This is a genomic window from Bradyrhizobium sp. LA6.1, assembly GCF_040547805.1.
Lineage (GTDB): Bacteria > Pseudomonadota > Alphaproteobacteria > Rhizobiales > Xanthobacteraceae > Bradyrhizobium > Bradyrhizobium barranii.
Genome location: NZ_JBEPQK010000006.1, coordinates 441,174 through 463,821, shown reverse-complemented (window position 1 = coordinate 463,821; position 22,648 = coordinate 441,174). Strand labels below are relative to the sequence as shown.

Annotated in this window: 17 protein-coding genes; 11 read left to right on the top strand and 6 right to left on the bottom strand. The window is 59.4% G+C overall.

Annotated elements, in window-relative coordinates; genetic code table 11:
• Window positions 1-52 precede the first annotated feature (52 nt).
• The gene (locus tag ABIB99_RS19030; protein ID WP_354177059.1) at window positions 53-475 is read right to left on the bottom strand and encodes a DUF805 domain-containing protein; all 423 of its coding nucleotides are present in this window, start codon (window positions 473-475) and stop codon (window positions 53-55) included.
• Window positions 476-720: 245 nt separating this feature from the next.
• Between ABIB99_RS19030 and ABIB99_RS19025 the strand changes: the two genes are divergently transcribed.
• Entirely contained in the window at window positions 721-1,479 is a 759-nt protein-coding gene (locus tag ABIB99_RS19025) for a ThuA domain-containing protein (protein ID WP_354177057.1), read from the top strand.
• 25 nt (window positions 1,480-1,504) lie between these two features.
• Here the strand turns inward: ABIB99_RS19025 and ABIB99_RS19020 are convergent, their stop codons facing one another.
• Window positions 1,505-1,993, bottom strand: a complete 489-nt coding sequence (locus tag ABIB99_RS19020; RefSeq protein ID WP_354177056.1) for a hypothetical protein — start codon at window positions 1,991-1,993, stop codon at window positions 1,505-1,507.
• A 6-nt stretch (window positions 1,994-1,999) separates the two neighbouring features.
• On the bottom strand, window positions 2,000-2,392 hold the full coding sequence (locus ABIB99_RS19015) for an alpha/beta fold hydrolase (RefSeq protein WP_354177054.1): 393 nt from the start codon (window positions 2,390-2,392) through the stop codon (window positions 2,000-2,002).
• Window positions 2,393-2,709: 317 nt separating this feature from the next.
• On the opposite strand from ABIB99_RS19015, the gene ABIB99_RS19010 reads away from it, so the two are divergent.
• Window positions 2,710-5,577, top strand: a complete 2,868-nt coding sequence (locus tag ABIB99_RS19010) for an ATP-binding protein (protein WP_354177053.1) — start codon at window positions 2,710-2,712, stop codon at window positions 5,575-5,577.
• 136 nt (window positions 5,578-5,713) lie between these two features.
• Here ABIB99_RS19010 and ABIB99_RS19005 read toward each other — a convergent pair whose 3' ends face one another.
• On the bottom strand, window positions 5,714-6,364 hold the full coding sequence (locus ABIB99_RS19005) for an FMN-dependent NADH-azoreductase (RefSeq protein ID WP_354177051.1): 651 nt from the start codon (window positions 6,362-6,364) through the stop codon (window positions 5,714-5,716).
• A 202-nt stretch (window positions 6,365-6,566) separates the two neighbouring features.
• On the opposite strand from ABIB99_RS19005, the gene pdxR reads away from it, so the two are divergent.
• From pdxR to ABIB99_RS18990, 3 genes are all read left to right on the top strand, one after another.
• Window positions 6,567-7,985 carry a MocR-like pyridoxine biosynthesis transcription factor PdxR gene (gene pdxR, locus ABIB99_RS19000; protein WP_354177049.1) on the top strand — a complete coding sequence of 473 codons (1,419 nt, stop codon included), beginning with the start codon at window positions 6,567-6,569 and terminating at the stop codon, window positions 7,983-7,985.
• Window positions 7,986-8,112: 127 nt separating this feature from the next.
• Complete coding sequence (locus tag ABIB99_RS18995) at window positions 8,113-8,568, top strand: carboxymuconolactone decarboxylase family protein (protein WP_247310112.1); 456 nt, start codon at window positions 8,113-8,115, stop codon at window positions 8,566-8,568.
• A 106-nt stretch (window positions 8,569-8,674) separates the two neighbouring features.
• Window positions 8,675-8,995 (top strand): DMT family transporter, encoded by a 321-nt coding sequence (locus ABIB99_RS18990; RefSeq protein ID WP_354177047.1) that lies wholly within the window; start codon window positions 8,675-8,677, stop codon window positions 8,993-8,995.
• Window positions 8,996-9,205: 210 nt separating this feature from the next.
• On the opposite strand, the gene ABIB99_RS18985 is transcribed toward ABIB99_RS18990, so the two are convergent.
• Window positions 9,206-10,435, bottom strand: coding sequence for a cupin domain-containing protein (locus tag ABIB99_RS18985; RefSeq protein ID WP_354177046.1), 1,230 nt, complete (start codon window positions 10,433-10,435; stop codon window positions 9,206-9,208).
• Window positions 10,436-10,656: 221 nt separating this feature from the next.
• Here ABIB99_RS18985 and ABIB99_RS18980 point away from each other — a divergent pair, with 221 nt between their 5' ends.
• The 6 genes from ABIB99_RS18980 to ABIB99_RS18955 all read left to right on the top strand — a co-directional run bounded on the left by ABIB99_RS18980 (window position 10,657) and on the right by ABIB99_RS18955 (window position 18,874).
• A complete protein-coding gene (locus ABIB99_RS18980) occupies window positions 10,657-10,977 on the top strand; it encodes a hypothetical protein (protein ID WP_354177045.1) in 321 nt (106 codons plus the stop codon).
• Between the two features lie 195 nt (window positions 10,978-11,172).
• Window positions 11,173-12,303, top strand: coding sequence for a L,D-transpeptidase family protein (locus ABIB99_RS18975; RefSeq protein ID WP_231144531.1), 1,131 nt, complete (start codon window positions 11,173-11,175; stop codon window positions 12,301-12,303).
• A 943-nt stretch (window positions 12,304-13,246) separates the two neighbouring features.
• Window positions 13,247-13,651 (top strand): nuclear transport factor 2 family protein, encoded by a 405-nt coding sequence (locus ABIB99_RS18970; RefSeq protein WP_354177044.1) that lies wholly within the window; start codon window positions 13,247-13,249, stop codon window positions 13,649-13,651.
• Between the two features lie 1,245 nt (window positions 13,652-14,896).
• Window positions 14,897-15,115, top strand: coding sequence for a DUF1127 domain-containing protein (locus tag ABIB99_RS18965; RefSeq protein ID WP_479696458.1), 219 nt, complete (start codon window positions 14,897-14,899; stop codon window positions 15,113-15,115).
• A 994-nt stretch (window positions 15,116-16,109) separates the two neighbouring features.
• Complete coding sequence (locus ABIB99_RS18960) at window positions 16,110-17,186, top strand: hypothetical protein (protein ID WP_354177042.1); 1,077 nt, start codon at window positions 16,110-16,112, stop codon at window positions 17,184-17,186.
• Window positions 17,187-17,611: 425 nt separating this feature from the next.
• Complete coding sequence (locus ABIB99_RS18955; protein ID WP_354177041.1) at window positions 17,612-18,874, top strand: patatin-like phospholipase family protein; 1,263 nt, start codon at window positions 17,612-17,614, stop codon at window positions 18,872-18,874.
• Between the two features lie 63 nt (window positions 18,875-18,937).
• On the opposite strand, the gene ABIB99_RS18950 is transcribed toward ABIB99_RS18955, so the two are convergent.
• The gene (locus ABIB99_RS18950; protein ID WP_354177039.1) at window positions 18,938-22,297 is read right to left on the bottom strand and encodes an AAA family ATPase; all 3,360 of its coding nucleotides are present in this window, start codon (window positions 22,295-22,297) and stop codon (window positions 18,938-18,940) included.
• Window positions 22,298-22,648: the final 351 nt, after the last annotated feature.

Genomic DNA, 22,648 nt, shown 5'->3' with positions numbered 1-22,648 from the left:
CTGACTTTCGCGCCACCGTTCGAACGCCCGGCCGGTCTGCTTTGGGGGCGCGCTAGACGCGCGTGCGCGGTAGCGAGGTCGAGCCGAACCGATTGTCGCCAGGCCGTCCGGGAAATGCACTCAGGATTGCCGCCAATAAAAGATAGGGAAGCCAATACGGAATGCTGAGCGCGTCGACGAGGAGGGGAATTGCGAGGATTGTGAGCGCCCACCAACCCGAGATGTTGAAGTCATGTAGTCGCTTCACAAGGATTGCAGCGAGCGGCCAGAGCGAGATAAAGAGGACAGCCGGGACGATGGGCCAGTCGAGCGGAGGGTTGACGCTATAGTATTGGGGTCCTGAATCAGTGAGCTTCCTCGCGACGCGCACGACGAGCATGTCGACTAGCACAAGTCCCAAAAGTCCCAATCGAAATTCCTGCGGACCGATGCGGCCTTTCATGGATAAGAAATACCAAATGAAAGCTGAATGCATGCGCCTCCGAGATCATCCTGTCCCATAGCTGTAGTGCAACGCTTAAGCAGCATAGGCTATTCAGCCCAACACTATCCCAATAGATAACCTAAAATTGTGCGCACGGGCGGACAATCGCCGACAGTCACAATAGGATCAGGCCAGCAGCGTTGCATAGGACGCGAGAGGGCGATGCCCCCCGGTCGGCGCTGGGCTGATCTGTGCTAGGCTTCTTCAACACATGGTTGGTTTTGGCGGAGGCGATTGTGAGGCGACGTGAGTTCATCGCGCTCCTCGGCGGCGCGGCGGCAATCCGACCGCTCGGCGCGCATGCGGAGCGTCCGCGAGAGCGCATCCTCTATTTCACATACTCCGCCGGCTACCGGCATGATGTCATACCGCTTTCTAAGGTTATCCTGACCCAGCTCGGAAGCCATTCGGGTGTTTTTGAAGTCACTGCAACGGAAGACACGTCTGAATTTTCCACCGAGAACCTCGAGCGCTACGCAGCGGTGATGTTCTATACGTCAGGAGAACTTCCGATGAGCGACGCGCAAAAGAGAGCTCTTCTCAACTTTGTGCGCTCGGGCCGCGGGTTCCTCGGCGTTCATTCGGCGACGGACACATTCTACACTTGGCCGGACTATCTCGATCTGGTCGGCGGCTACTTTAATGGTCATCCTTGGCATCAGGCCGTGAAGATCGAGGTGGTTGATCCCGGCGATCCCCTGGTGGCTTTTCTTGGGAATTCGTTGCAAGTCGAGGACGAGATCTACCAAATCGGCGACTTCGACTATCGTGGTTCGCGCGTGCTCCTGCGCCTCGACCCAAGCTCGGTGGACCTTGGCAAGACCGGCGTACATCAACGATTCTATGGCTGGCCTCTCACCTGGACCCGATTCTATGGCGAGGGACGAGTATTTTATTCGGCGTTAGGCCACGAGCCGTCAGTTTGGCGGGACGCCCGCTACCAGCGAATTCTCACGAACGCTATCCTGTGGTCTATGCGAAGGTCGCCCTGGTAGACGCCGCGGCACTTCGCATTTGCGGTCAGCCCAACGCCTCCATCCAGCCGGCGACGGCCCGTCCGATCTCGTCCGGCGAGTCTTCCTGGACAAAATGGAGTCCCGAGATCGTCACCTCGGTCTGTGCCGGGAGGCTGCGGGCCAAATCGAGAACCGGGCCATGGGCGAGGATCCCACCGGGCTCCGCCCTCAGGAACAACTTGGGTATATGGCTCGTCTTAAGCCAGTCGGCGTAGGCGGTCACGATCGCAGTCACGTCGGCGGGCTCGCCCTCGATGGGGATTTGCCTGGGCCACGTCAGCGTCGGACGCCGGCCCTCGCCGGGCTCGGCGAACGGCCGTCGGTACTCCGCCATATCCTCGTCGGACATCTTGCGAAGGATGGCTCCCGGCAGGATCTTCTCGATGAAGAAATTGTCTCGCAAGACCATTTCCTCGCCTTTCTCGGAACGCAGCCCTTGCAAGGCGTGACGCATTTCGAACTTGTCCCAGTGGTCCCAGTATTGCGGCCCCATGATCGCCTACATGTACGCGATACCCTTCACGGCCTCGCGGTGGCGGTTGGCCCAGTCGAAGCCGAGCGCCGAACCCCAGTCATGGATGACGAGGGTGACCCGTTCGCGCACGTCCAGGGACTCGAGTAGGGCGTCGAGATAGCGGCGGTGCTCCACGAAGCGATACGAGTTGGGACCGCTGTCAGGCAGCTTGTCGGAATCGCCCATGCCGATCAGGTCGGGGGCGATGCAGCGACCCAGCGGCTTCAGGTGCGGCAACACATTGCGCCAGAGATACGACGAAGTGGGATTGCCGTGCAGCAGTACGATGGGGTCGCCCTTTCCCACCTCCACATACGCCATCTCGCGGCCGAGGACCCGCCGCCGCTGCTTCTTATAGGGAAATGCCGCAGAGATCATGTTCGCTCTCCCGTTTACATGTGGGCGCAGCGACACCGCGAAGCCTGCGCAACAGCGCGCCGCTGGGCTCGAGAGTGATCTTACCAACGACTTGCATCAATCGCTTGCCCGCCATTGATGCCGTTTTGCTAATCTTGCCCAGAAGATCACCCAAGCAGATGCTGGGTATCAAGCCATTGATATGCCGCGCGTTAAGCGGATAGTTCGACGGCGCTTGCCCACTGCCCAGATCAACGTTTAAGCTGCTTTCCTGGAGCGGTTCCCTGAACTGATGCTGAGATTTTCTTAGGATTACTCAACCGACGGGGCAGGCCGTGATGGCCGTGCAAGGCCTACGAGCCGTCTATGAGTCGAATGGGTGGGAGATCGATCTTACCCAGCGTGAGCTGCGGTCCCGAGGTGTTTCCGTTCCGATCGGGAACCGCGCATTCGAAATTCTGGAGATTCTGGTTCAGTCGGGCGGCGAGCTTGTCACCAAGCGCGATCTTATAGATCGGGTGTGGCCGGTTGCGACGGTCGAAGAAAACACGCTCCAGATTCATATATCCGCCATTCGCAAGGCGCTCGGCGCAGATCGCGAGTTGTTGCAGACGGTGTCCGGCCGCGGCTATCACCTGCGCGGCATCTGGACCATGCGGCCAGCAACCGGACCGGGACATCCACTCTACCTAAAGGAAAGTGCGTCGGCGCAGCCATTAGCGTCGACCAACCTGCCGCAGCCGGTTTCAGCGTTGATCGGCCGCACCGCCGAGGTCGAGGAAATCTCGAAGCTTGTCCGTGCCGGCCGGCTCGTCACCCTGACCGGGGCGGGGGGCATCGGCAAGACACGGCTCGCGCTCGCGGTCGCCCGTGAACTGCTGCCGCATTTTCCAGAGGGCGTGTGGCTGGCCGAGTTCTCGCCGCTCGCTGATCCCAGTCTGGTTCCCATAGCGCTCGCTGTCGCGATCGGACTCAAGTTCGGCGGAGGTGAAATTTCGACGCAGCGCGTGGCGCTGGCACTGGCAGCGCGGCGCTTGTTGGTGGTGTTGGACACCTGCGAGCATGTGATCGACGCCGCGGCGAGGATGGCTGAGGGCGTGCTGCGAGCCGGATCCTCGGCTCAGATCATCGCAACCAGCCGCGAGCCGCTCCGGGCCGAGGGGGAGCAGGTCTACTGGGTGCAGCCGCTCTCGATTCCGACGGAGGACGCGGACGATCTCCTGGCAAACGGCGCCGTCAGACTATTCATCGAACGTGCACGAGCAACCGAGGCAGGGGCGGTTCTGGATGGCTATCAGGCAAAGACGATCGCGGCGATCTGCCGGCGTCTTGATGGCATACCGCTCGCGATTGAAATGGCGGCGGCACGTGTCACGGCACTCGGTGTCGAAGAACTCGCCGCTCACCTTGACGATCGCTTTCAGCTGCTGACCGGAGGGCGGACGGCGCTGCCGCGGCACCAAACTCTGCGGGCGACCTTCGATTGGAGCTACGAGCTACTGACTGAGCCTGAGCTGGTGCTCCTCCGCCGGCTCGCGGTCTTCGCCGGCGCCATCGACCTGGAGGCGATCTGCGCGGTGGTAACGGGCGCCGGGATCGCTTTGCCGGACGTGGTCGATGGAATTTCCAGCCTGGTTTCGAAGTCGCTAGTTGTGGCGGAAATCGATGCCACCACGGCGCGCTACCGCTTATTGGATACGACCCATACGTATGCCCTCGAAAAGCTCGGCGAGAGCGGGGAACGGGAACGGCTCGCACGTCGCCATGCCGAATATTACCGGGACTTGTTCGAGCGGGCTGAAGCGGAGCTGGAGATGCGCCCCACGGTCGACTGGATGGGCGACTATGGACGGCACATCGACAACCTGCGCGCGGCGCTGGGTTGGGCCTTTTCACCCAGCGGTGACGTGCAGATTGGCGCGGGGCTGACCGCGGCCGCAGTGCCCCTATGCGTCCATTCGTCGTTGCTGGAGGAATGCCGCGGCCGCGTGGAGCGGGCGATCGCCGCCCTTGGGGCTGCCGTCAATGGCGACGCGCGCCTCGAGATGAAGCTGTATACCGCGCTCGGTACGACCCTGATATTTGTCACCGACGCGAAAATTCCAGCGCTCGGCGAAGCCTGGACAAAGGCGCTGGAGCTTGCAGAGAGGCTTGACGATGTCGAGCACCAATTGCGGTCGCTGTTAGGCCTGTGGTTCTTTCACCGGGTTGCCGGCCGCCTTCGCGCCTCCTTGACCGCCGCGCAACGATTCAGCGCCCTTGCGGCAAGCCGGTCGAATTCCAACGATCGGCTGATCGGTGAGCGATTGATCGGCATCTCGCAGCAATGCCTCGGCGATCAAGCGAGCGCGCGGTATCACCTCGAACGCATGCTCGCGCACTATGTTCCTCCGGTCCAAAAGTCGCGGATCAGCCGTTTCCGGAGCAACCAGCGGGTGACCGCCGGCGCCTTTCTGGGCCGGACCCTATGGCTGCAGGGATTTCCGGATCGCGCAATGCACGTCACCGAAACATACCTGCATGAGGCATCTGCCAGCAGACACGTCAACTCGGTGTGCTACATCGTCGCCAACGCAGCATGCCCGATCGCGCTGTGGAGCGGCGATATGGATGTCGCAGACCATTACGTGGCAAGGCTGATCGACCTTTCGACCAGGCATTCGCTGATGCGCTATGTTGCCTTTGCCCGCAGCCATCAAGGACTGCTTGCGATCAAGCGCGGAGATACCGCCGGCGGCTTGCCGCTGCTGCGGTCAGGCATCGACGAACTCGGCGACGAAGTCAACGCATCGCATCGCTATTTCCTGTTCGTTGGTGAGATGGCGGAAGGCTTGGGGCGCGTCGGGCAAGTGGGCGAAGGACTTTCGGTGGTACACGATGCGATCGCGCGCGCAGAGGAGACCGAAGAACGCTTGAGCATCGCCGAGCTGCTGCGCATCAAGGGCGAACTGCTGCTGTTGCAAGGTGCGCCCGGCGCTGCGGCAACGGCGGAGGATCAGTTTTACCAGGCGATGAAGTGGGCGAGCCTGCAGGGCGCTCTGTCCTGGGAACTACGCGCCGCCACAAGCTTGGGACAGTTGTTTCGCGATCGGGGCCGACCGGCTGAAGCGAAGGCGCTGCTACAACCGATTTTCGACCGGTTTACCGAAGGTCTCAACACCGCCGACCTTAAGCGGGCAAAAGGTCTTTTGCGTGATCTCAGTTAAGCCAATCTCCGTTCTTAGCGAGGCTCTGATGTTTGGGGGAAGTTTTGCTTGCTCAATTGAGGAGGCAAGTACCTCAGCTTCCCGGGCGCTGTACTGGTCTCGCTGGTAGGGAATCCCGCGAGGTGCCGTTGCCCGTTCATACAGCTTGCTGAAACACCCCCGTTGAATTGCGCGCGAAACGGAGGAAGAACCTCTGCATTGCCTGATCCGCCTTGGTTCGGGCTGCGACCAATGCATCAGGACCAAGGGCCGATCCTTCAACGGAGAAGAACGTCAAATCATGCAGCCCGATGGTGCCGAGGATAGCTTTTAGATACGGCGTGAGAAAATCGGGCTGATGCGCGCGATCGCCGGAAAACCGTCCGCCCGAGGACACTGCGACAAAAACCGGACGGTCGCGCAACGCCCCCAGTTTTCCCTGGGCAGTCACGTCGAACGTTCGACGGACTCGAACGACGTGATCTATCCACGCTTTGAGAGCGGCAGGCACGGTGAAGTTGTGCATCGGAGTTGCGATGACGACGAAGTCCGCGCTCTCCAGTTCCTGGATCAGTTCTTCGGACCGGGACATGGAACCCTCGACAGACATTTCCAGGCTCGATCGCTCGGTCGCGCCAAGAGCAGTTGCGTAGCTTTCATCGATATCGGGGACGCCGCTGATCGGTCGAACGATGACGGTTGCCGTCGGCTCGCGATCCAGCAAGTGGCCGACGAGTTTCTGGGATAGCCTGTAACTCTCCGAGGCCTGCCCGCGGGGGCTGCAAATCAATTGCAGTACTTTCGTCATCTGCTTTCCAATCTCTGCTGTCCGAACTCTGATCATCAGCAAAGAGCAATTTCGGCCTACATCCAAGGACCATGAATGAGCTTTGCGACTGGTCCATGATTTGTCGGCGCAGGCTGACCGCTGCAGCTTGCGAGAAGTGGAGACCAATCCGAACTGTTATGGCATAGTGGGTTTTTCGTTCATCGAAAGATCGGATCGGGCCATGCCTGCCGCGAATCCCAAGCTCTCGCCGCTTGATCCGACAGCAGCCGCGCCGTTCTACCGGCAGATTTACGATCGGTTTCGCGACGCTATCGCCAGTGGAATGTTGAAGCCTGGTGACCGCATTCCGTCGGTACGGGCGTTGACCAAGGAATTGGGGCTGGCCAGAGGTACCATCGACACGGCTTATTCCTTGCTGGCCGCTGAAGGGTATATCGAGGCGCGCGGGCAGGCAGGGACCATTGTAAGCCCAGACCTTACGCCGCGAATATCCATTGCGAACCCGACGCCGCGGGCGGATCCCCGGATGGACGCAGTCAGTTTTCGTCCGGATTCCATCCTGCCGTTCCAGATGGGTTTGCCTGCCCTGGATGCGTTTCCCCGGAAGATCTGGGCGCGCCTTGGCGCGCGCAGCGCGCGGGCCATGCAGCCTTCCGATATGATCCATCCCCCTGTGTCCGGCTTGCCTCCGCTGCGTGCTGAGATCGCGAGATATCTCCAGGTTTCCCGTGGGATCAACTGCTCCCCGTCTCAGGTGTTCGTGACCTCGGGATACCGCCAAACCGTGGAGCTGGTCGGTCATGCCCTGCTGAAGGCGGGTGATCGCGTCTGGCTCGAAGACCCGGGATATCCGCCCACGCGAGGAATTTTCGAATATATGCAGATCGAAGGCATCTCGGTGCCGGTCGATGCGGAAGGCATGGTCGTTTCCGATGCCGTCAAGTTCGCGCCCCGGGCGCGCGCAGCGGTGGTCACGCCTGCGCATCAGAGCCCGCTCTGCATGTCCCTGTCGTTACCCCGGCGTCTGGCGTTGTTGGACTGGGCCGCGCGAAACAAGGCATGGATCATCGAAGACGACTACGATGGCGAATACCGCTATGTCAGCCGCCCCCTCCCTGCATTGAAAAGCCTCGATCGTGACGGGCGGGTGCTCTATGCGGGTACCTTCAGCAAGGTACTTTTTCCAGGCATGCGGCTGGCCTATCTCGTCGTGCCGGAAGCGCAGGTCGAGCGGTTTGAGGAGGTCACCGAAAGCCTTTCAACTGGCTCTCCGGGGCTTACGCAAACCATCGTCACTTCATTCATCGCCGAAGGACATTTTGCGCGCCATATCCAGCGGATGCGGAGGCTCTATGCCGAGCGCCGCGCGGCAACCGCGGCGGGGCTGGAAAGCGTGCTGGGAAAAAATGTGCGAATAGATTTACAGCCGGGGGGCATGCACTTGATCTTGCGTCTGCGAGGCAACCGTTCAGATCGCCGGCTCGCTGCGAGCATGCGGGAACAAGGCCTGTACGCGGAGGCACTTACGGATTGGACGAGGCGCAATGATGGGGCTTCCGCCCTTCTTTTGAACTTCACGAATATCGCCTCGCGGCGCACGGCCGAAAATTTCGGACGGCGCATTTTGGGATTGATGTGACTGAAGTTCGAGCGTGATCTGCTGGATTATGGAAATCATGGCCCAGCTACAAACGCCTATCATGGACCTTCTTGAATAGACCAAGATGCGAAACGATGGAATCCTTCAACCAGATGAGGATTCAATCATGAACAAGCGCATCGATTACGCCAAGGCTTCACCGGAAGGCTTCAAGGCTTTTGGAGGGGTCTATGTCTATCTTCAAAAAAGCGGCCTTTCAAAGCAACTTGTCGATCTCGTCTACCTGCGGGTTTCGCAGATCAACGGCTGTGCCTACTGCATCGATATGCACTCCCGCGACCTGCTCAAGTCTGGCGTCGTCGCGGACAAGCTCGTGCTGGTGCCTGTGTGGCGAGACGCGGGGGAAGTCTTTAGTGAGCGCGAACGCTCTGCGCTGGCCTGGACCGAAACCGTGACGAGGGTGGCCGAAACCGGCGTTCCCGATGCCGACTACGAGGCCGCCGCCGGCGAATTCAGCGACAAGGAACTCGCTGACCTCACCTATGCCATCGGCTTGATGAGCGCGTTCAATCGATTGGGAATTTCGTTCCGCTCGATTCCCGCTGCCGCCAGTAAGGCTTGAGGCGCCCATCAGCAAGCATGTCGCGCATGGAATCCTCCATGCGCGTCCAGCCCCTTACAAGCAGCCCGGCGGTAACGCCCGGTGACCAGCGAATGGATTGACCCACATGGCATGGATGATATTGGCCTCCGCCGGCCTTCTCGAGATCGGATTCGCCTTCGGTATGAAGTGGTCCGAAGGTTTCACGCTGCTGATACCCGCGCTATTTACGGCTGTCACCGGTTTGTCGAGTGTCTTTCTTCTCTCGCTGGCACTCCGCACACTTCCCGTAGGAACGGGGTACGCGGTCTGGACCGGTATCGGTGCCGCGGGTACCGCCGTTCTGGGTATCGCAGTGCTGGGCGACTCTGCGTCGCCGGCGCGGATACTTTGCATTGCTTTGATTGTGGCCGGCGTGATTGGACTAAAGCTTGTCTCTGCAAACTGAGGATGCCACTGATACTCGGGTGCCCGTTTCGGCCTGACCGTTTGATGCTAAGGCGGGTCCGGCGACCACCAACGCAGGGCGGCCCAGGTCAGAACATTCATGGCGTTCTCCTTCTGCAGCCGGAGATGGCGCGATCTTGCCGGCGGTCCGCCAGCGCCCTGCCCACCGGGCGCCCGACGAGTGCGCCGCGATTCACTCCGACTTGGGCGGTTATTCCGGCACGACCAGAGCCTTGTTCGTGCGCAGCGCGCTCATCACCTTCGGATCGAGTTTGAGATGGGCTTGCACCAGTCCCGGCGGTGTTGCCGCCATCCAGGTATCGAGAGAGAAATCGATAAAGCGGTCACTCTTGAACGTCTCGAGAAATCGAAAGTTGGTCGAGCCGGTATTCTCGAGATAGTGGCCCATCGCCACCGGGACGTAACCAACGTCGCCGGCCTGCAGATCAAATGTGCGCGCCTGCCCCTGGCCGGCAAACACACCCATGCGCGCCTGTCCCTCGATGACGTAGAGCCACTCGTCTCCGTTAGGGTGCCAGTGCACCTCGCGCAATCCGCCAGGTTCGAGTTCAACCAGGGCCGCTGCGGTCGTTGTGCTGATTGGAAACAAACGGGAATCGGTGATCCGCACCGTTCCGCCCTTCGTCTTGATGGGCACCTGCTCCATCATCCGCCACGTGTAGCTCGTCTCCGACGCCTTTGCGCCCGATATGGCTTCCGATCCGAGCGGCCCCGGCAACGGAGCCAGGAAAATATAGCGTTCGCTTTCATCGGGGGTGTGGCCGAACAGCGAGGCAGGCACTCCGAAATTCTTGCCCAGCACATCGGTCGGTATGCGCTTGAACCAGTCGTTGAGCAGGAAGGTGTTGTCTTCGTCGAAATCGCCATCGTCGAACACGAGAAGAAATTCGCAGCCGTCGGGGCCGAGGCCCTGGATCGAGTGCGGGGTTCCGCCCGGGAAGAACCAGAGATCTCCGACGCCGACGTCATCGACGAAATAGCGCCCCTCGGAATCGACCGCCGTCACGCGAGCCTTGCCATAGAGCATGTAGGCCCATTCTGACGCCTTATGCCAATGCAGCTCACGCACACCGCCCGCGTTCAGGCGCATATTCACGCCGGCCATGGACTTGGCAATGCCCAACTCACGCTGCGTGACCTGGCGGGTCCAGCCGCCCGGCTCAAGCCGCATATGGGCGTCCGAGAACGAGAAGCGCAGGTTCGGCAAGGTGCCATGATCGGTCGACGGCGGTACTAGCAGATCCGGGTTCTGCTGATCCCGCATGAGATTGCGCGGACCGGGGTCGGTGCCGCCGTGACCCGGTCGCTGTGGCTGAGGAATCGCGCCGCCCGCGGTTTGCGCGTGCGCCAGCCCAACGCTCGTTAGAAGACCTCCGGTAGCAGTCGCTGCCAACATATGGCGACGAGAAATGGAATCCATGCTCGGTTCTCCCATGATTCCAGGCTACAATACTTCTGCGCACGAAACCTGCGCCTGACGTCTCCGAACGTCGTTCGTTGGAAGCGGTTCACACTATCAAAGCAGTACATTTCGATATTTCTCGTTAGCACGAGTTCCAGCGGCTTCCGGCAGGGCGAGCGCTAACATTGGCACTGTCCGCCTCGATGCTTCGATAGCCGTATCGGTTTTCGAGCCAGGCCGTGAACCCATACCCCCGCTGCGATCGACGAAAGACCCGGGATCACGATGCGGTGCTCTATGCTCGTACGGATGCCATCCACGATGCCTTTGGCGGACAGTTTGCTGCCTTCACTAAGGACGGCGAGGACAACAAAACGCTGTTCGCAAAGACCGGAAAATTTCCGATGCCGGTCTTGGCTATCGGTGGCGATCACTCCGTCGGCACATCGATGAACTCCGACTTGGCCGATGTCGCGAGCGCCGCCAAGAATGCTGTCATAACCAATGCGGGCTTTTTGCCTAATTGTCTCCGGAACTGCTTGAGGTCAGCTTTGGGTTAAAAGAAGCCCTCGGCTGAACCGATCGGGCAGGTCAGCTATGGGCCAGAAGCGGACGACGAGACCGAGCGTCTTGGCATCCCCAAGGCCAACGATAAGCTCGAACTTCTCCGGTGGCTGCGTCCATCTGGGCTTGCCTTACGAACCCACTGACTACACGCTACCCAAATGAGCAGATTCCACGCCCGAGGTAAGGTCATGATCGGCGCCACGGCACTCCGTGCGCTTGTGCTGACTGCAGCTTTTTTCGCGGCGTTGTCGCCGGCCACCTGCCTTGGCGAAAACAGCAACCGCTTGCCGGCCAAGGCTACAAAGGAGCTACCACCCGAGTTGCTCTCGCTGCTCCGACAAAAGAAGATGCCAAAATACTCGCCTATCCTTGTGCGCGTCTTCAAGCAAGAGGCGGAGCTCGAAGTCTGGAAACAGGACACCACCGGCCTCTTCAAAATCCTCAAGGTGTACCCGATCTGTCGGTGGTCGGGGGATCTTGGGCCGAAACTGAAGGAGGGTGACCGTCAGGCTCCAGAGGGGTTCTATACGATTACTCCCGAGCTGATGAATCCCAACTCCGATTACCATCTCGCGATCAACGTCGGCTTTCCCAACAGCTTCGACAAGGCAAACAATCGCGACGGCAGCTTACTCATGATCCATGGCGACTGCTCATCGAGCGGTTGCTATGCCATGACCGACGAACAGATAAGCGAGATCTATTCGCTAGCGCGGGACTCCCTCGGCGGCCGACCGTCCTTTCAGGTCCAGGCTTATCCATTCCGCCTGACGCCGGCAAACCTGGCGCAGCATCGAAATAGCCCGAACCTCTCCTTCTGGAAAATGCTCAAAGTCGGCAACGATCACTTCGAGACGACGCATCTCGAACCTAAGGTGGACGTGTGCAATCGACGCTATGTGTTCGATGCGCAAGCTCCACCAAATTCGCCGTATCCTCTCGTGTTCAGTCCCACCGATAAATGCCCCGCGTTTGTCGTGGATTCCAAAATTGCGCGGCGGGCGCTTGAGAAGCAACGTACCGACGAACTCGAATTCGCGCGATTGCTCAATGACAACGTGCCGGCAGCCCCGATCTATAGCGGACTGGACGGCGGAATGAACGAGGCTTTTCTAGCAAAGTATCTGGTCAGAGTGACGCTTGCGAAAGTGATGCCGTATGCATCTTATCTGCCGCAACTGCCGCCAATCCCCTGGGTCACCAACGATGGGTCGTTGACGAGTAGATGGTTTGGCACCTCGTTCTCGAAGCCGATTGCATGTGATCTGGCTCGTTCCAGCTTCCTGTCGACCGTCGTGGAAGGAGACGACGGGTGCTAGAGCGCCCGGTCTACTTCAGGCTTGCATCCAGAGTCAGCTGCCGGGTCACTGCCAGACCTCGCCAATGCTTTCTCAAGGTCTGAATACGCCCGGAAGCGGAGTGCGATGAAGCGCTGCGCGAGTCGGCTCGGGCTAGGTGTGGACCCATGCGTCTCAGCTAAGAGCGAGTTATTCGATCAACTCGTCGGCGCGGGTGAGCAATTTCGGTGGGACGCCTTCGCGCAAATTAAGATTACGAAGTGCACTCGCGCGTTAACTGCTTTCCATCCCGCTGCCACTGCGAGGTTAAGGCGGCCACTCGGCGAATGCTCGGGTGCAGGTCTGCTATGGGTCATTCGCGTCATTTTTGGCCTGTTTGCCGGATGTCTGCTTCTCCCCTGACAGCAGCGGAATAGCACACATCCACCAACCGCTGCTTGGGGCCAATAGGCGACATCGCCGATCAGCCTTTTGCATTCAATGACCTCGTCGTTTCCATCAACACCTGACGGGCAGGTGAGCTTAACCATCCAGAATCGGTCAAGTGCATTGCCCCTTCGGTGCAAACTGTCTTCTGGCGAGAGATGGGCGTCAACGGTAACATTGCGCACACTGTTGGAGCGGGGAGAGACGAATGATCTCTGCTTGTTGGCTTGCCGTTTGGATCGCGTGCTTCGGCTTAGGAATGGCCGTGGTCTTCCGGACGGGGCTTGGTATTGAACGTTGGTCTCCCGCTCTCGGCTTGGCCTATCTCGTAATCATTGGCCCTTCAGTTCCAATCGTAGCTTGGTTGGCCGCGGATCAGATCGTAACTGTAGAGCAGGCCAGTTGCGCGGAGTTGGACCCAGCAGCGGATCGGCTGAACGGCATGTCGCCATCCGAATTCCGCGTGCGCTGTATCGCAACCCAAGACAATTCGGGTTGGCTTGCTCGTCGCAGAACATGAAAGCTCTGGAGACAAATCATGCCGGAAGCGCTTGAAGTCGAGATATCTGCCTTCTTCAACAAATACATGGAGACATTCACCACCTGGGATGGTGATCAAATCGCCAAACTCTACTGCGCTCCCAGCATCACCATGCGGGGTGACGGGTCGATACATTGTTTTCAGTCACGTGACGAGATTGCGCGGTTTTTCCAAGGAGTGGCCGACACCTACCGACGCGAAGGGGCCGAAAGCGGAACTCTGCACGATGTAGTGGCTGTTCCTATAGGCGAACGCAGTGCTCTCGGAACTGTAACGTGGAAAAACCTCCGACCGGATGGAAGCGTCACAAGGCAATGGCGGCAGTCGTACAACCTTGTTCGCTCCCCCGACGGCTGGCGCATCCTTGCTACGACATTTCACCTAAGCGGGGTACCGAGCTAGTGATTTCCGCTTTGGGTCAAAAGCTGCGGTCAGCCCAACCATCGTGTGACGTCCGCTTTCCCGTAGACAGCCGACATCGCAACGCCTCTTGCGCTGGTCAGCTGGCGTGATTCTGCTCAACCAAAAGCGGTCATGTGTCGATCTCGGTTCTGAAGATGAATGGAGCTCGATGAGATGTTTCGCATTTTATGGCACAGGTAACCCTTGCGCGCCGGTTTCGCCGAGCGCACTCTTGCAGAGCGCTTTCACAAGAACTACGGAGGGTGCGATCATGCCACGGGTCAAGCAAGCTTCGAAGCAGAAGCGCACAGCCAAAGCCGCCACCGTGAAGGTGCTAGGTGCGGCCGGACTGGGTCTTTCGCTGGCGAGTAGCGCATCCGCATCCACGATGCCCGCTACCGGTATCCCGCAATCCAACACCTCGCCAAATCAGCGCTTCTTTCTTGGCGAAGAGGAAATGGCCGACGTCAGTCTGGCCACGTTCCATCTTTTCGATAGAGAAAACTTTGGCGGCGGCGTGCAGCTAGCGCGGGGGTGCGGTGGTTGCGGGTGCGGCCATGGTGGCGGGGGGTGCGGCGGCGGCCGAGGTTGCGGCGGCGGCGGGTTTGTTGGCGGCCGAGGTTGCGGTGGTGGTGGGTTTGTTGGCGGCCGAGGTTGCGGTGGTGGTGGGTTTGTTGGCATCCGAGGTTGCGGTGGTGGCGGGCTCGTTGGCATTCGAGGTTGCGGTGGTAGCGGGTTCGTTGGCATCCGAGGTTGCGGTGGCTTCCGTGGTTGCCGTGGCTTCCGTGGTTGCGGTTGCGGCGGCTGCGGGTTCAGCATCGGATTCTATGACGACATCGGGTTCGATGACTGGGGGTATGGTGGCTGGGGGTTCGGTGGTTGCGCGGGTTGCTGCGGATCCTGGGGAGCGTGCCGCTTGTGCTAAGTCCCACCAAGGACTCTGCTAAGCTGCGATCAGCCTCTCGCTGGTTACGAGTTTAAGGTCGACTTCGGGTCAAAATGCGAAGAACTCAGAGCGAGCAAATCCAGTCCGCACCGCCTCGCTAAGCGGACCTCCTTGAGCGGTGTCGTCACTTCGCTGATGGGCCAACATCGGACTTCCCAAGAATACATGACGCAAAGTGATTGTCAGCCGAAGCCGGGGCATCTCCGTTCCTTGGGCCAGAGATGCTACCTGCTGCTGACAGTATGCTGTCAGTAGCACAGCGATACAGTCCTCCCGAACTTATAGGGGGAGATAAAGCTGTGAAGTTTGCTTCAACACGCCTGATCTCCGCTGATATCAAGGCTCTCCTCAACCTCTACGAGGTTTGGGCCAGCGTTGGCGCGACCCTTCATCTCTGGCGGCAGCGTTATCGCGATCGCCGGGAGCTCGCACGCTGGACCGAGCCCGACCTGCACGATATCGGCGTCTCCCGGAGCGACATCGCACACGAACTCGAAAAGCCGTTTTGGCGGGCCTAGCGACGGCAGCCGCGCCGGTACCGGGTTAAGGGGATTCGAGGTTTAGCCGCCCCCATAAGGTGCTGCCTGCTCGTTCCCGAACCTGTTGAAGTTGTTCTCCGGATTATACCCGGAGTCGCGCAGGTTCTTGATGTACAGGTCGCGGTTGTTGGAATTACCTGGGCCCACAGCATATGGGCTCAGCCCCCTCGACCCCTCGCTCGGCGACGGCGCAGGCGACGCGCGGCCATGATGGGTCCTCTGTGCGGCCAAAGCGCCAGAAGTAGAAATTGCGAGAATAGCAACGATGACAAGAATGCTTTTGGCCATAGATCAGCTCTTCGATAATCGACGGGACTGGCATGACCGGCACTCATCGGCCATGGTCGAGGGATGATTACCATACCGTACCAGGGGCTCGCCCTGGCACCCGTACCTCCGCCCTTCCGCCCAAGCAGGCGGCGCAAGCGCGGCAATCGCCAGTAGTCTGGTCTTTCGTGGCTGGCGGTTTCTGATCACTATACGATGGGGACGACCGCTCTGTCTGGCAACACGAGGTCCTTCAAACTAACGCGAGGACCGGTCGAGCCTAAGCCCAATGCCTGCGCGGCGAACGGGTGGTCCGGTCTGGGTCAAAAGGCGACCTTCGGGCGCGGCTGATTTAGGTCCGTTCAACCCTCAACAGCGGACATCGGAACACTGCCGCCGCAGGTCCGAAAAGTGCCACAAGCTGCCATTGAAGACGAAGGCACATTTTCTTCTCGATCCTGACCGGCTTTCTTCCCGATGTCCTAAAGTCCATCTTGGTTGAAAAGACACGAGAGGCAGCGAAATGCTACCGGCACCAATCACTTATTGCTTCTGCCGTTGTCGCGGACTCTGCCTTCAGACTTGGATCGTCGCGACTTTCGCAATCATGATGGCCTCCGCTCCACTGCAAGCCTCAACAGCACCAAAAACGTCAGCGTGCGGATACCTCGCTGGTCTAATTGATAAGGCACCGCCATCAGGGCCGTTGTTCCTGCCCAGCTATCCGACCGTCGAATCGGGGCCTCTGCATGGCGCCGCCTACCTCTATGACAATGCGGTAGCCGCCATCGCGTTGGTCGGTTGCGGTGAGCAAGACAAAGCGTATCGGATTGGCTCGGCGCTTCTCTGGGCCATCGACAACGACCGCACCTGGCATGATGGACGGCTCCGGAACGCTTACGCCGCGGGCGTGGTGGGGAATGGCCCCGTCAAACTTCCGGGGTGGTGGGACAATATTCAGAACAAATGGTTAGAGGATCGATATCAGGTGGGCAGCGATGTTGGTAACATGGCATGGGCCATGTTGGCGTTGCTGTCGCTTGATGATGTGAACGCCGGCTCTCGGTTCCGCGATGGTGCAGCACGGCTTGGCGCCTGGGTCGCGCAATGGGCCGATACGCGCGGTACTGGCGGTTTCACGGGTGGTACGTTTGGGCACGAACCGACGCCGGAAGTGCGGACGTGGAAATCGACTGAACATAATACTGACCTCGCCGCCGCGTTTGGCCTTCTTGCGATCCGTACAGGGGATTCGCGCTGGCGCGATAAGGCAACGGTCGCTGAGTACTTCGTAAATACGATGTGGGATCCGGCATGCGCCTGTTTCGCCGCAGGTACCGCTGAAGACGGTGTCACGCACAATCCGATTTTGGCTCTCGATGCTCAGGTCTGGCCTTTAATAGCGCTCCACGGAGCGGTCGAGAAATTTGCATCGGCAATTACGACCGCCGAACAGCGAATGAGTGTCGATGAGGGCTTTTCTTACGGTGAAGACCGAGACGGTGTGTGGACCGAAGGAACGGGCCAAATGGCTCTCTTGATGAAATTGCTCGGCAGGACTGGGAGAGCAGACTCGTTGATCGCTGTAGTCGAATCCCAGAGGTCGCCGGATGGTGGGTTCTATGCCACAACTGCCCGCGAGTTGCCGACTGGGTTCGTGTTGGACACCGATCCGACCAAACCGCGGCTCTATTTCCGATTGTCACATCTTGGCGCAGCTTCGTGGGCTGCCCTCGCGGAACGTGGGTTCAATCCCTTTACGGTGACAAAAGGACTCCCGTAGTTGAGTCGCGGTGCGACTCGTCCGTTTCGGTCTGTTTTGATTTCGATATGTCCGTTCCGGGTCACAAGCCGACATCTGAGCAAAGACTACAAAGCGTCCGCTTTGGGCCAATAACGGAAGTCGCGATTGGACAACAGGTCCGCGGCCATGGGCGGCAATAAGTATCGTACGTGAAGTGGTTCACAAATGGACGGTTCAGACCGCGATAGGCTAAGCAGGCTCTTCGTGCGCCAGTGGGATCAGCGGATTCGAGATCGAATATCGACGTCCACCGCTCCGTCGCACGTATCGTATTTCGCAATGCTGGCTCTATGAACTGTCAAGTTTGGTTCGATGGCATTCTGTGCGGCCGAGAGCCCAAGAATGACCAATCTCTTCACGCAATTCAGAAAGTTGACTGGAGAATAAGCCACACGAAAAATCAGATGGAGGATCCGATGGTAAAGAGAGCGATTGCGCTCGGCGGAGGCGGTCCGGCAGCAGGATTGCACATCGGGGTTCTGGAAGCCCTTGCCAACGAAGATATAAGGTTTGACGTGTGGGCTTTGTCCTGCATCGGCGCTTGGGTTGGGATCGTCTACAATCAGTTTGATGGAGTTGAAAACAAAGCCAGGGCGGAAAAGACCTATCAATTCTTCAAGAATGGCGTGTTTCGAGACGACGAAGGCTATAAGCGCTTCCCCATAAACACCGTGTTTGGTCCGGATTGGGCAGGAAGCATGAGCAGGGCTCTGACCAGCTTCGTCATGGATCCCAAGAACTATCTGCATTTATGGGACCCATCGACCATGGTGAATGCCTTCAGGGATTCTATGTCGCTCTGGTTCCCTCAACAGAAGTTCACGATCCCGGACGACGGAGACATCAACAGATGGATCCTTAATCAGGTGCTGGCACCCAATCCCTTCGTTCGCTATCTCACGTCAATGATGTACTTGTCCCATGTCACTGGCCTCTCCAAGATCAACTATCCGAATAGCCAGTTCATGAAGAGCATAAAGTTCGAAGCGCTCAAAGAGCCTGGAAAGCCCGTCATATTTCACAACGCCTGGAATCTTGATGACCATAAGCTCGCGTTGTTTTCCAACCGACCAATGATCCAGCAAGCCGACAAGAAAGAGTACAAAGGGCCAATCAGCGCGTCCAGCCTATGTGCGTGCTCAGCTCTTCCCTTCATCGAAGAAACAGTTGAGATCGACGGAGTTACGTACTGCGAAGGAGCGCTGATCGACACGGTCAACTTCGAGAGCTTGCTCGAGGAGCACCGTGATCTGGACGAAATATGGGTGAGCAGGATCGTCGATTCGAAGCAGGTCCGCAAACCGAAAGACCTTCATGATGCCCTGGCGAATCTTTGCCAATTATTCGCAGCGACCGTTGGCGAAGACGACGTCAGGATCTTCAAATATCACGTGCAGTACGACGAACCCAAATGGGAAGGCATAATCGTCGAGATCCAGGTGCCGGGGCACATCAATTTCAAATGGAATCACAGCAACCTCTATAACGGGCGAGAGCTGGGAAGAGCCGCTGCGGAACAGGCAATCAAGAGGTATCGCGCACATCCAAACCTTCCGCCGCATGACGGGCCACACTTCATAAATGAGCATCCAGAGAAGAACGACAAGGAGGGATGGCAAAAGGTGAAAGATACGTATCGTAAATGCCAAGAGCGAGCGGATGCCTAGTGCCAAAGGCAAGTAGCTCTGCGACCGCTGAACCAGACTCCAATATCTGTGATCCGGGAAAAATTACTGCAGTCGATCGAGCAGTGCCTTCGCTTGCTTTAGATCCTGCGTTTCAAAACCCTCGGCGAAGCCGGCGTAGATGGGCGCGAGCAGATTGAGCGCGTCCTTGCGTCTGCCCTGATCGACCCACAAAGCGCCGAGGTCCACTGCAACTCGAAGTTCAAGGGCCTTGGCGTGTTGGCTTGTTGCAGTTGTCAGTGCGCGCTCGAACAGTGATTGCGCCTCGGTGCCGGCTCCCGGTACTTCATCGAAGAGCAGCGCGCGCGCCTTCAGTCGGTACAGTTCGGCCTCAAATATCCGCTCGCTATTGCGGCTGGTTGTGGCAAGGCCCTGTTCGATCAGCTCGAGCGTGGCTTCGCGCTGACGGCTCGACAATAGGGCCGGGCTCAGGAGCACGTATAGGGCCGTGATGCCGAGCTGATAGCCCGCGTTGCGATATTCGTTCATCGCACCCTGGATTTCCGCGAGCGCGGCGGACGAAGGATCAAGAAAGGTGGCACTTATCCCCCGAACGGCGCGCGCCAATCCTCTCCATTGCCGGAATCCGTGCTCCTCCGACAAGGCAAGACAGCGTTCCGCATAGCCGTGCGCAGTCAGGAACTCGCCCCGAAGAGCGTGGAGAATGGACGCATAGTAACATCCATAGGCCTGCGAATGCGGATGACCAATGGCGTCGGCACGCCGAATGGCGGTATCCAGTCGTGCGAGCGCGGTATCGGGGCGGCCCAGCAGCCAGAGCACCCATGACATCAGGGCAAGGTCGGCCACGCCCGCATCCTGGCCGGCGGCACGCGCCGCCAATCTGTCCTGCTCGTTGCTTGCCTCGAACGCTTCGAAGGCCCGTACGATCACTTCGTGGGCTCCTTCGAGATGTCCCATGAAAAGTCGAATCATGCCTTGTCCACGCATCGCGTTGAGCAACGTTGGTCGATCGCCGCGCGCCTCCGCGAGTTCGAGCAGCGCCGAGATCATTTCCTCGGCGACCGGCAACTCACCACGAATGACGCTCGCGGTGGTCAACCAGAACATGATTTGTAGTTGCTCGGGGGGATCGGCGAGGCGCTGGCACAGCTCGCGCGCGCGAGCGAAGATCGCCACCGCATGTGGCGATGCCGGTCCCTGGGTAGCGATCAGGCATGGTCCCAGCGCGAACTGGAAATCAAGCTCTCGTCTGTCCTTCCGAGCACCGTCGGCCAAATGGGCCAACACCTCGATGCCCTTCCGCAGGTGTGCGATAGCTTCGAGGTTGGCGGAGCGCATGGCCGCCTTCCTTCCCGCCTGAAGCCAATATTCTCCTGCCTTTTCGAACAGTCCCGCCTCCGTGAGGTGGAGCGCGAGAGTCTCGGGTTGAGCCTCCACGATTTCCGGGAACTGTTGCTCGAACACGTCCGCGATGGTGGCGTGCAGCGTAGCGCGTCGGCTCTTCAGAAGCCCGGATTCGGCAGCGTCGCGTACGAGCGCATGCTTGAAAGTATAGACAGCCCGGGGTATCTCGCCCCGGCAGAATATCAGCTCCGCCCGGACAAGCTGGGCAAGCGCTTCCTCCAGCGTCTGCCTTGGCAACTCGGCAACGGCGCTCAGCAGTTCGTAGGAGAACTCGCGCCCCACGACGGCGCCGATCTGAGCCACGTATTTCACAGGAGCCAATCGGTCGAGCCTGGCCATCAGCGATGCGCTCAACGTCGTCGGAATCGCCATCGATGGTAGCGGACGGCTGAGCGTGTAATGGTCGTCCCGCTCCTGCAACAGCCCGGTTTCGAGCACGGCCTTCGTCAGTTCCTCGACGAACAAGGGTACGCCATCGGTACGGGCGAGGATTTGGTGCATGACCTCCTCGGGGAGCGTCTTGCCGGCGGTGACGCGCTCGACCAATGCTGCCCCGTTGCGCCGACTGAGCCGCGTGAGCGAGATCGTCGTTACATGGGCATGACCAGGCCAGGGCGGCGCGAACTCCGGTCTCGCCGTGATCAGCAGCAGCACGCGAAGCCGCGGCAGCTTTTCCAGTGTAACCGCGAGCAGTTCCAGCGAAGTCGGATCCGCCCAATGGGCATCTTCGAAGATGACGAACACCGGCTGACGCGCCGCCAATGCTTCGAGCTGGGCCAGGAACGCTGCCAGCGTCATGTCCTTGCGGGTCTGCGGAGTCATTTCGGGAAGGCGATAGCGGTCGCAGAGCGGAAGCGACAGAAGATTGGCCAGGGCCGGCACCACGCGGTCTGCATCGGCGCCAAACCGCAAGAGCAGAGCTTCAAGCTTGGCAAACTTCTCCGTCGGCGTCTCGCCTCGCTCGAACCGGGCGGCACGTTCGAGGTTGGCGATGAATGGATACAGCGCACTGTTGGCGTGGTGCGCCGAGCAGAAGTGCCGTACCGTAATGTGTGGTTCGGCCTGGAGCCGCTCTTGAAGCGCCAGCGCGATATGCGACTTACCGATACCCGGCTCTCCAGTTAGAACCACGACGCAGCCTTCGCCTGACGCGGCATGCCGCCAGCGCCGCAACAGCAGCTCGATCTCCTCGTCACGCCCGATTAGCGGTGTCAACCGCGTCTTGTGCTGCGCCTCGAAGCGGCTTTCCACTCCACTGATCCCGAGCACCTGCCAGGCAGGTATTGGTTCCGCCCATCCTTTGAGCGCGACAGAGCCAAGATCGCGGTACTCGAAATGTCCATCGGTGAGCTGGTGTGTGCTCTCGGAAATCAGCACCATACCGGGCTCGGCGAACTGCTGCAGGCGAGCGGCCAGGTTCGGTGTCTCACCAATGACCGCGTGCTCCTTGGCGGCGCCTTCGCCGGTCAGATCACCCACGACGACCATTCCGGTGGCGATGCCAACGCGGACCTGTAGTCTCGTACCGATATCTGTCTGGAGGTTGGCCACGGCATCGACCAGTGTCAGTCCCGCGCGTGTCGCCTGCTCGGCATCGTCCTCGTGCGCCTGGGGATAGCCGAAATAGGCAAGCACGCCATCCCCCATGTACCGCGCGATGACGCCCTCACTCCGGGCGATAACATCCGCGATGCAGTCGTGATAGGCGCCGATGACTGCGCGCAAGTCCTCTGGATCCAGTCGGACCGAAAGTGCCGACGAATCCACGAGATCGCAAAACATGACCGTCAGTTGGCGCCGCTCGGCACTGTCCCGCGGCGCTGGTTTGGCGGCCGTTCGTGCTGATACGAGGACTTCACTCTTGAGTTCTGCAATTGCGCGCAGAATTTTGCGCCGGTGCCCAAGCAGGACGCCAAGGTCCTTGAGGTCCTGCTCCGTGAGATCGCTAACGACCGAGAAATCGATGGCGTTCTCGGCGAAACGCTGGGCGTACTCCCCCAAACCGATCGATGCGAGCCACTCTGCAGTACCTGTCATGGGATACCTATGGCCTATGCGATAAGAATAGCACATTGGAATAGCCAGCGAAGGCGCATCTATCGCCGGAAGCGCAGATCGCCGGACCTCTCGCCCAGTTGAAAAGGCTCCGGCGAAAACTGGATGCTGCCAAGCGATGTCGCAGTTGGGTCAAAAGCCGACATCAAGCAGACGGCCACGATAGGTCTGCCATGAGCCAACAGCGGTCCTCGGCGAGGCCGGACGTAATATGCACTTTGTGCCAAGATGCGGATTCAAGATGGAGCGCAACTGATGTTCGATTTATCGCGCTGATTAGAGCATCATTGATTTGCCTTTGCTGTCGCCCAAGATGTGGGCGCGCGAGCGGCG

Excerpts from the sequence above, each read along its gene's own strand:
- ABIB99_RS19030 (WP_354177059.1), bottom strand. The coding sequence starts at position 475 with ATGCATTCAGCTTTCATTTGGTATTTCTTATCCATGAAAGGCCGCATC.
- ABIB99_RS19020 (WP_354177056.1), bottom strand. The coding sequence starts at position 1,993 with ATGGGGCCGCAATACTGGGACCACTGGGACAAGTTCGAAATGCGTCAC.
- ABIB99_RS19015 (WP_354177054.1), bottom strand. The coding sequence starts at position 2,392 with ATGATCTCTGCGGCATTTCCCTATAAGAAGCAGCGGCGGCGGGTCCTC.
- ABIB99_RS19010 (WP_354177053.1), top strand. The coding sequence starts at position 2,710 with ATGGCCGTGCAAGGCCTACGAGCCGTCTATGAGTCGAATGGGTGGGAG.
- ABIB99_RS19005 (WP_354177051.1), bottom strand. The coding sequence starts at position 6,364 with ATGACGAAAGTACTGCAATTGATTTGCAGCCCCCGCGGGCAGGCCTCG.
- pdxR (WP_354177049.1), top strand. The coding sequence starts at position 6,567 with ATGCCTGCCGCGAATCCCAAGCTCTCGCCGCTTGATCCGACAGCAGCC.
- ABIB99_RS18995 (WP_247310112.1), top strand. The coding sequence starts at position 8,113 with ATGAACAAGCGCATCGATTACGCCAAGGCTTCACCGGAAGGCTTCAAG.
- ABIB99_RS18990 (WP_354177047.1), top strand. The coding sequence starts at position 8,675 with ATGGCATGGATGATATTGGCCTCCGCCGGCCTTCTCGAGATCGGATTC.
- ABIB99_RS18985 (WP_354177046.1), bottom strand. The coding sequence starts at position 10,435 with ATGGATTCCATTTCTCGTCGCCATATGTTGGCAGCGACTGCTACCGGA.
- ABIB99_RS18975 (WP_231144531.1), top strand. The coding sequence starts at position 11,173 with ATGATCGGCGCCACGGCACTCCGTGCGCTTGTGCTGACTGCAGCTTTT.
- ABIB99_RS18970 (WP_354177044.1), top strand. The coding sequence starts at position 13,247 with ATGCCGGAAGCGCTTGAAGTCGAGATATCTGCCTTCTTCAACAAATAC.
- ABIB99_RS18955 (WP_354177041.1), top strand. The coding sequence starts at position 17,612 with ATGGAGGATCCGATGGTAAAGAGAGCGATTGCGCTCGGCGGAGGCGGT.
- ABIB99_RS18950 (WP_354177039.1), bottom strand. The coding sequence starts at position 22,297 with ATGACAGGTACTGCAGAGTGGCTCGCATCGATCGGTTTGGGGGAGTAC.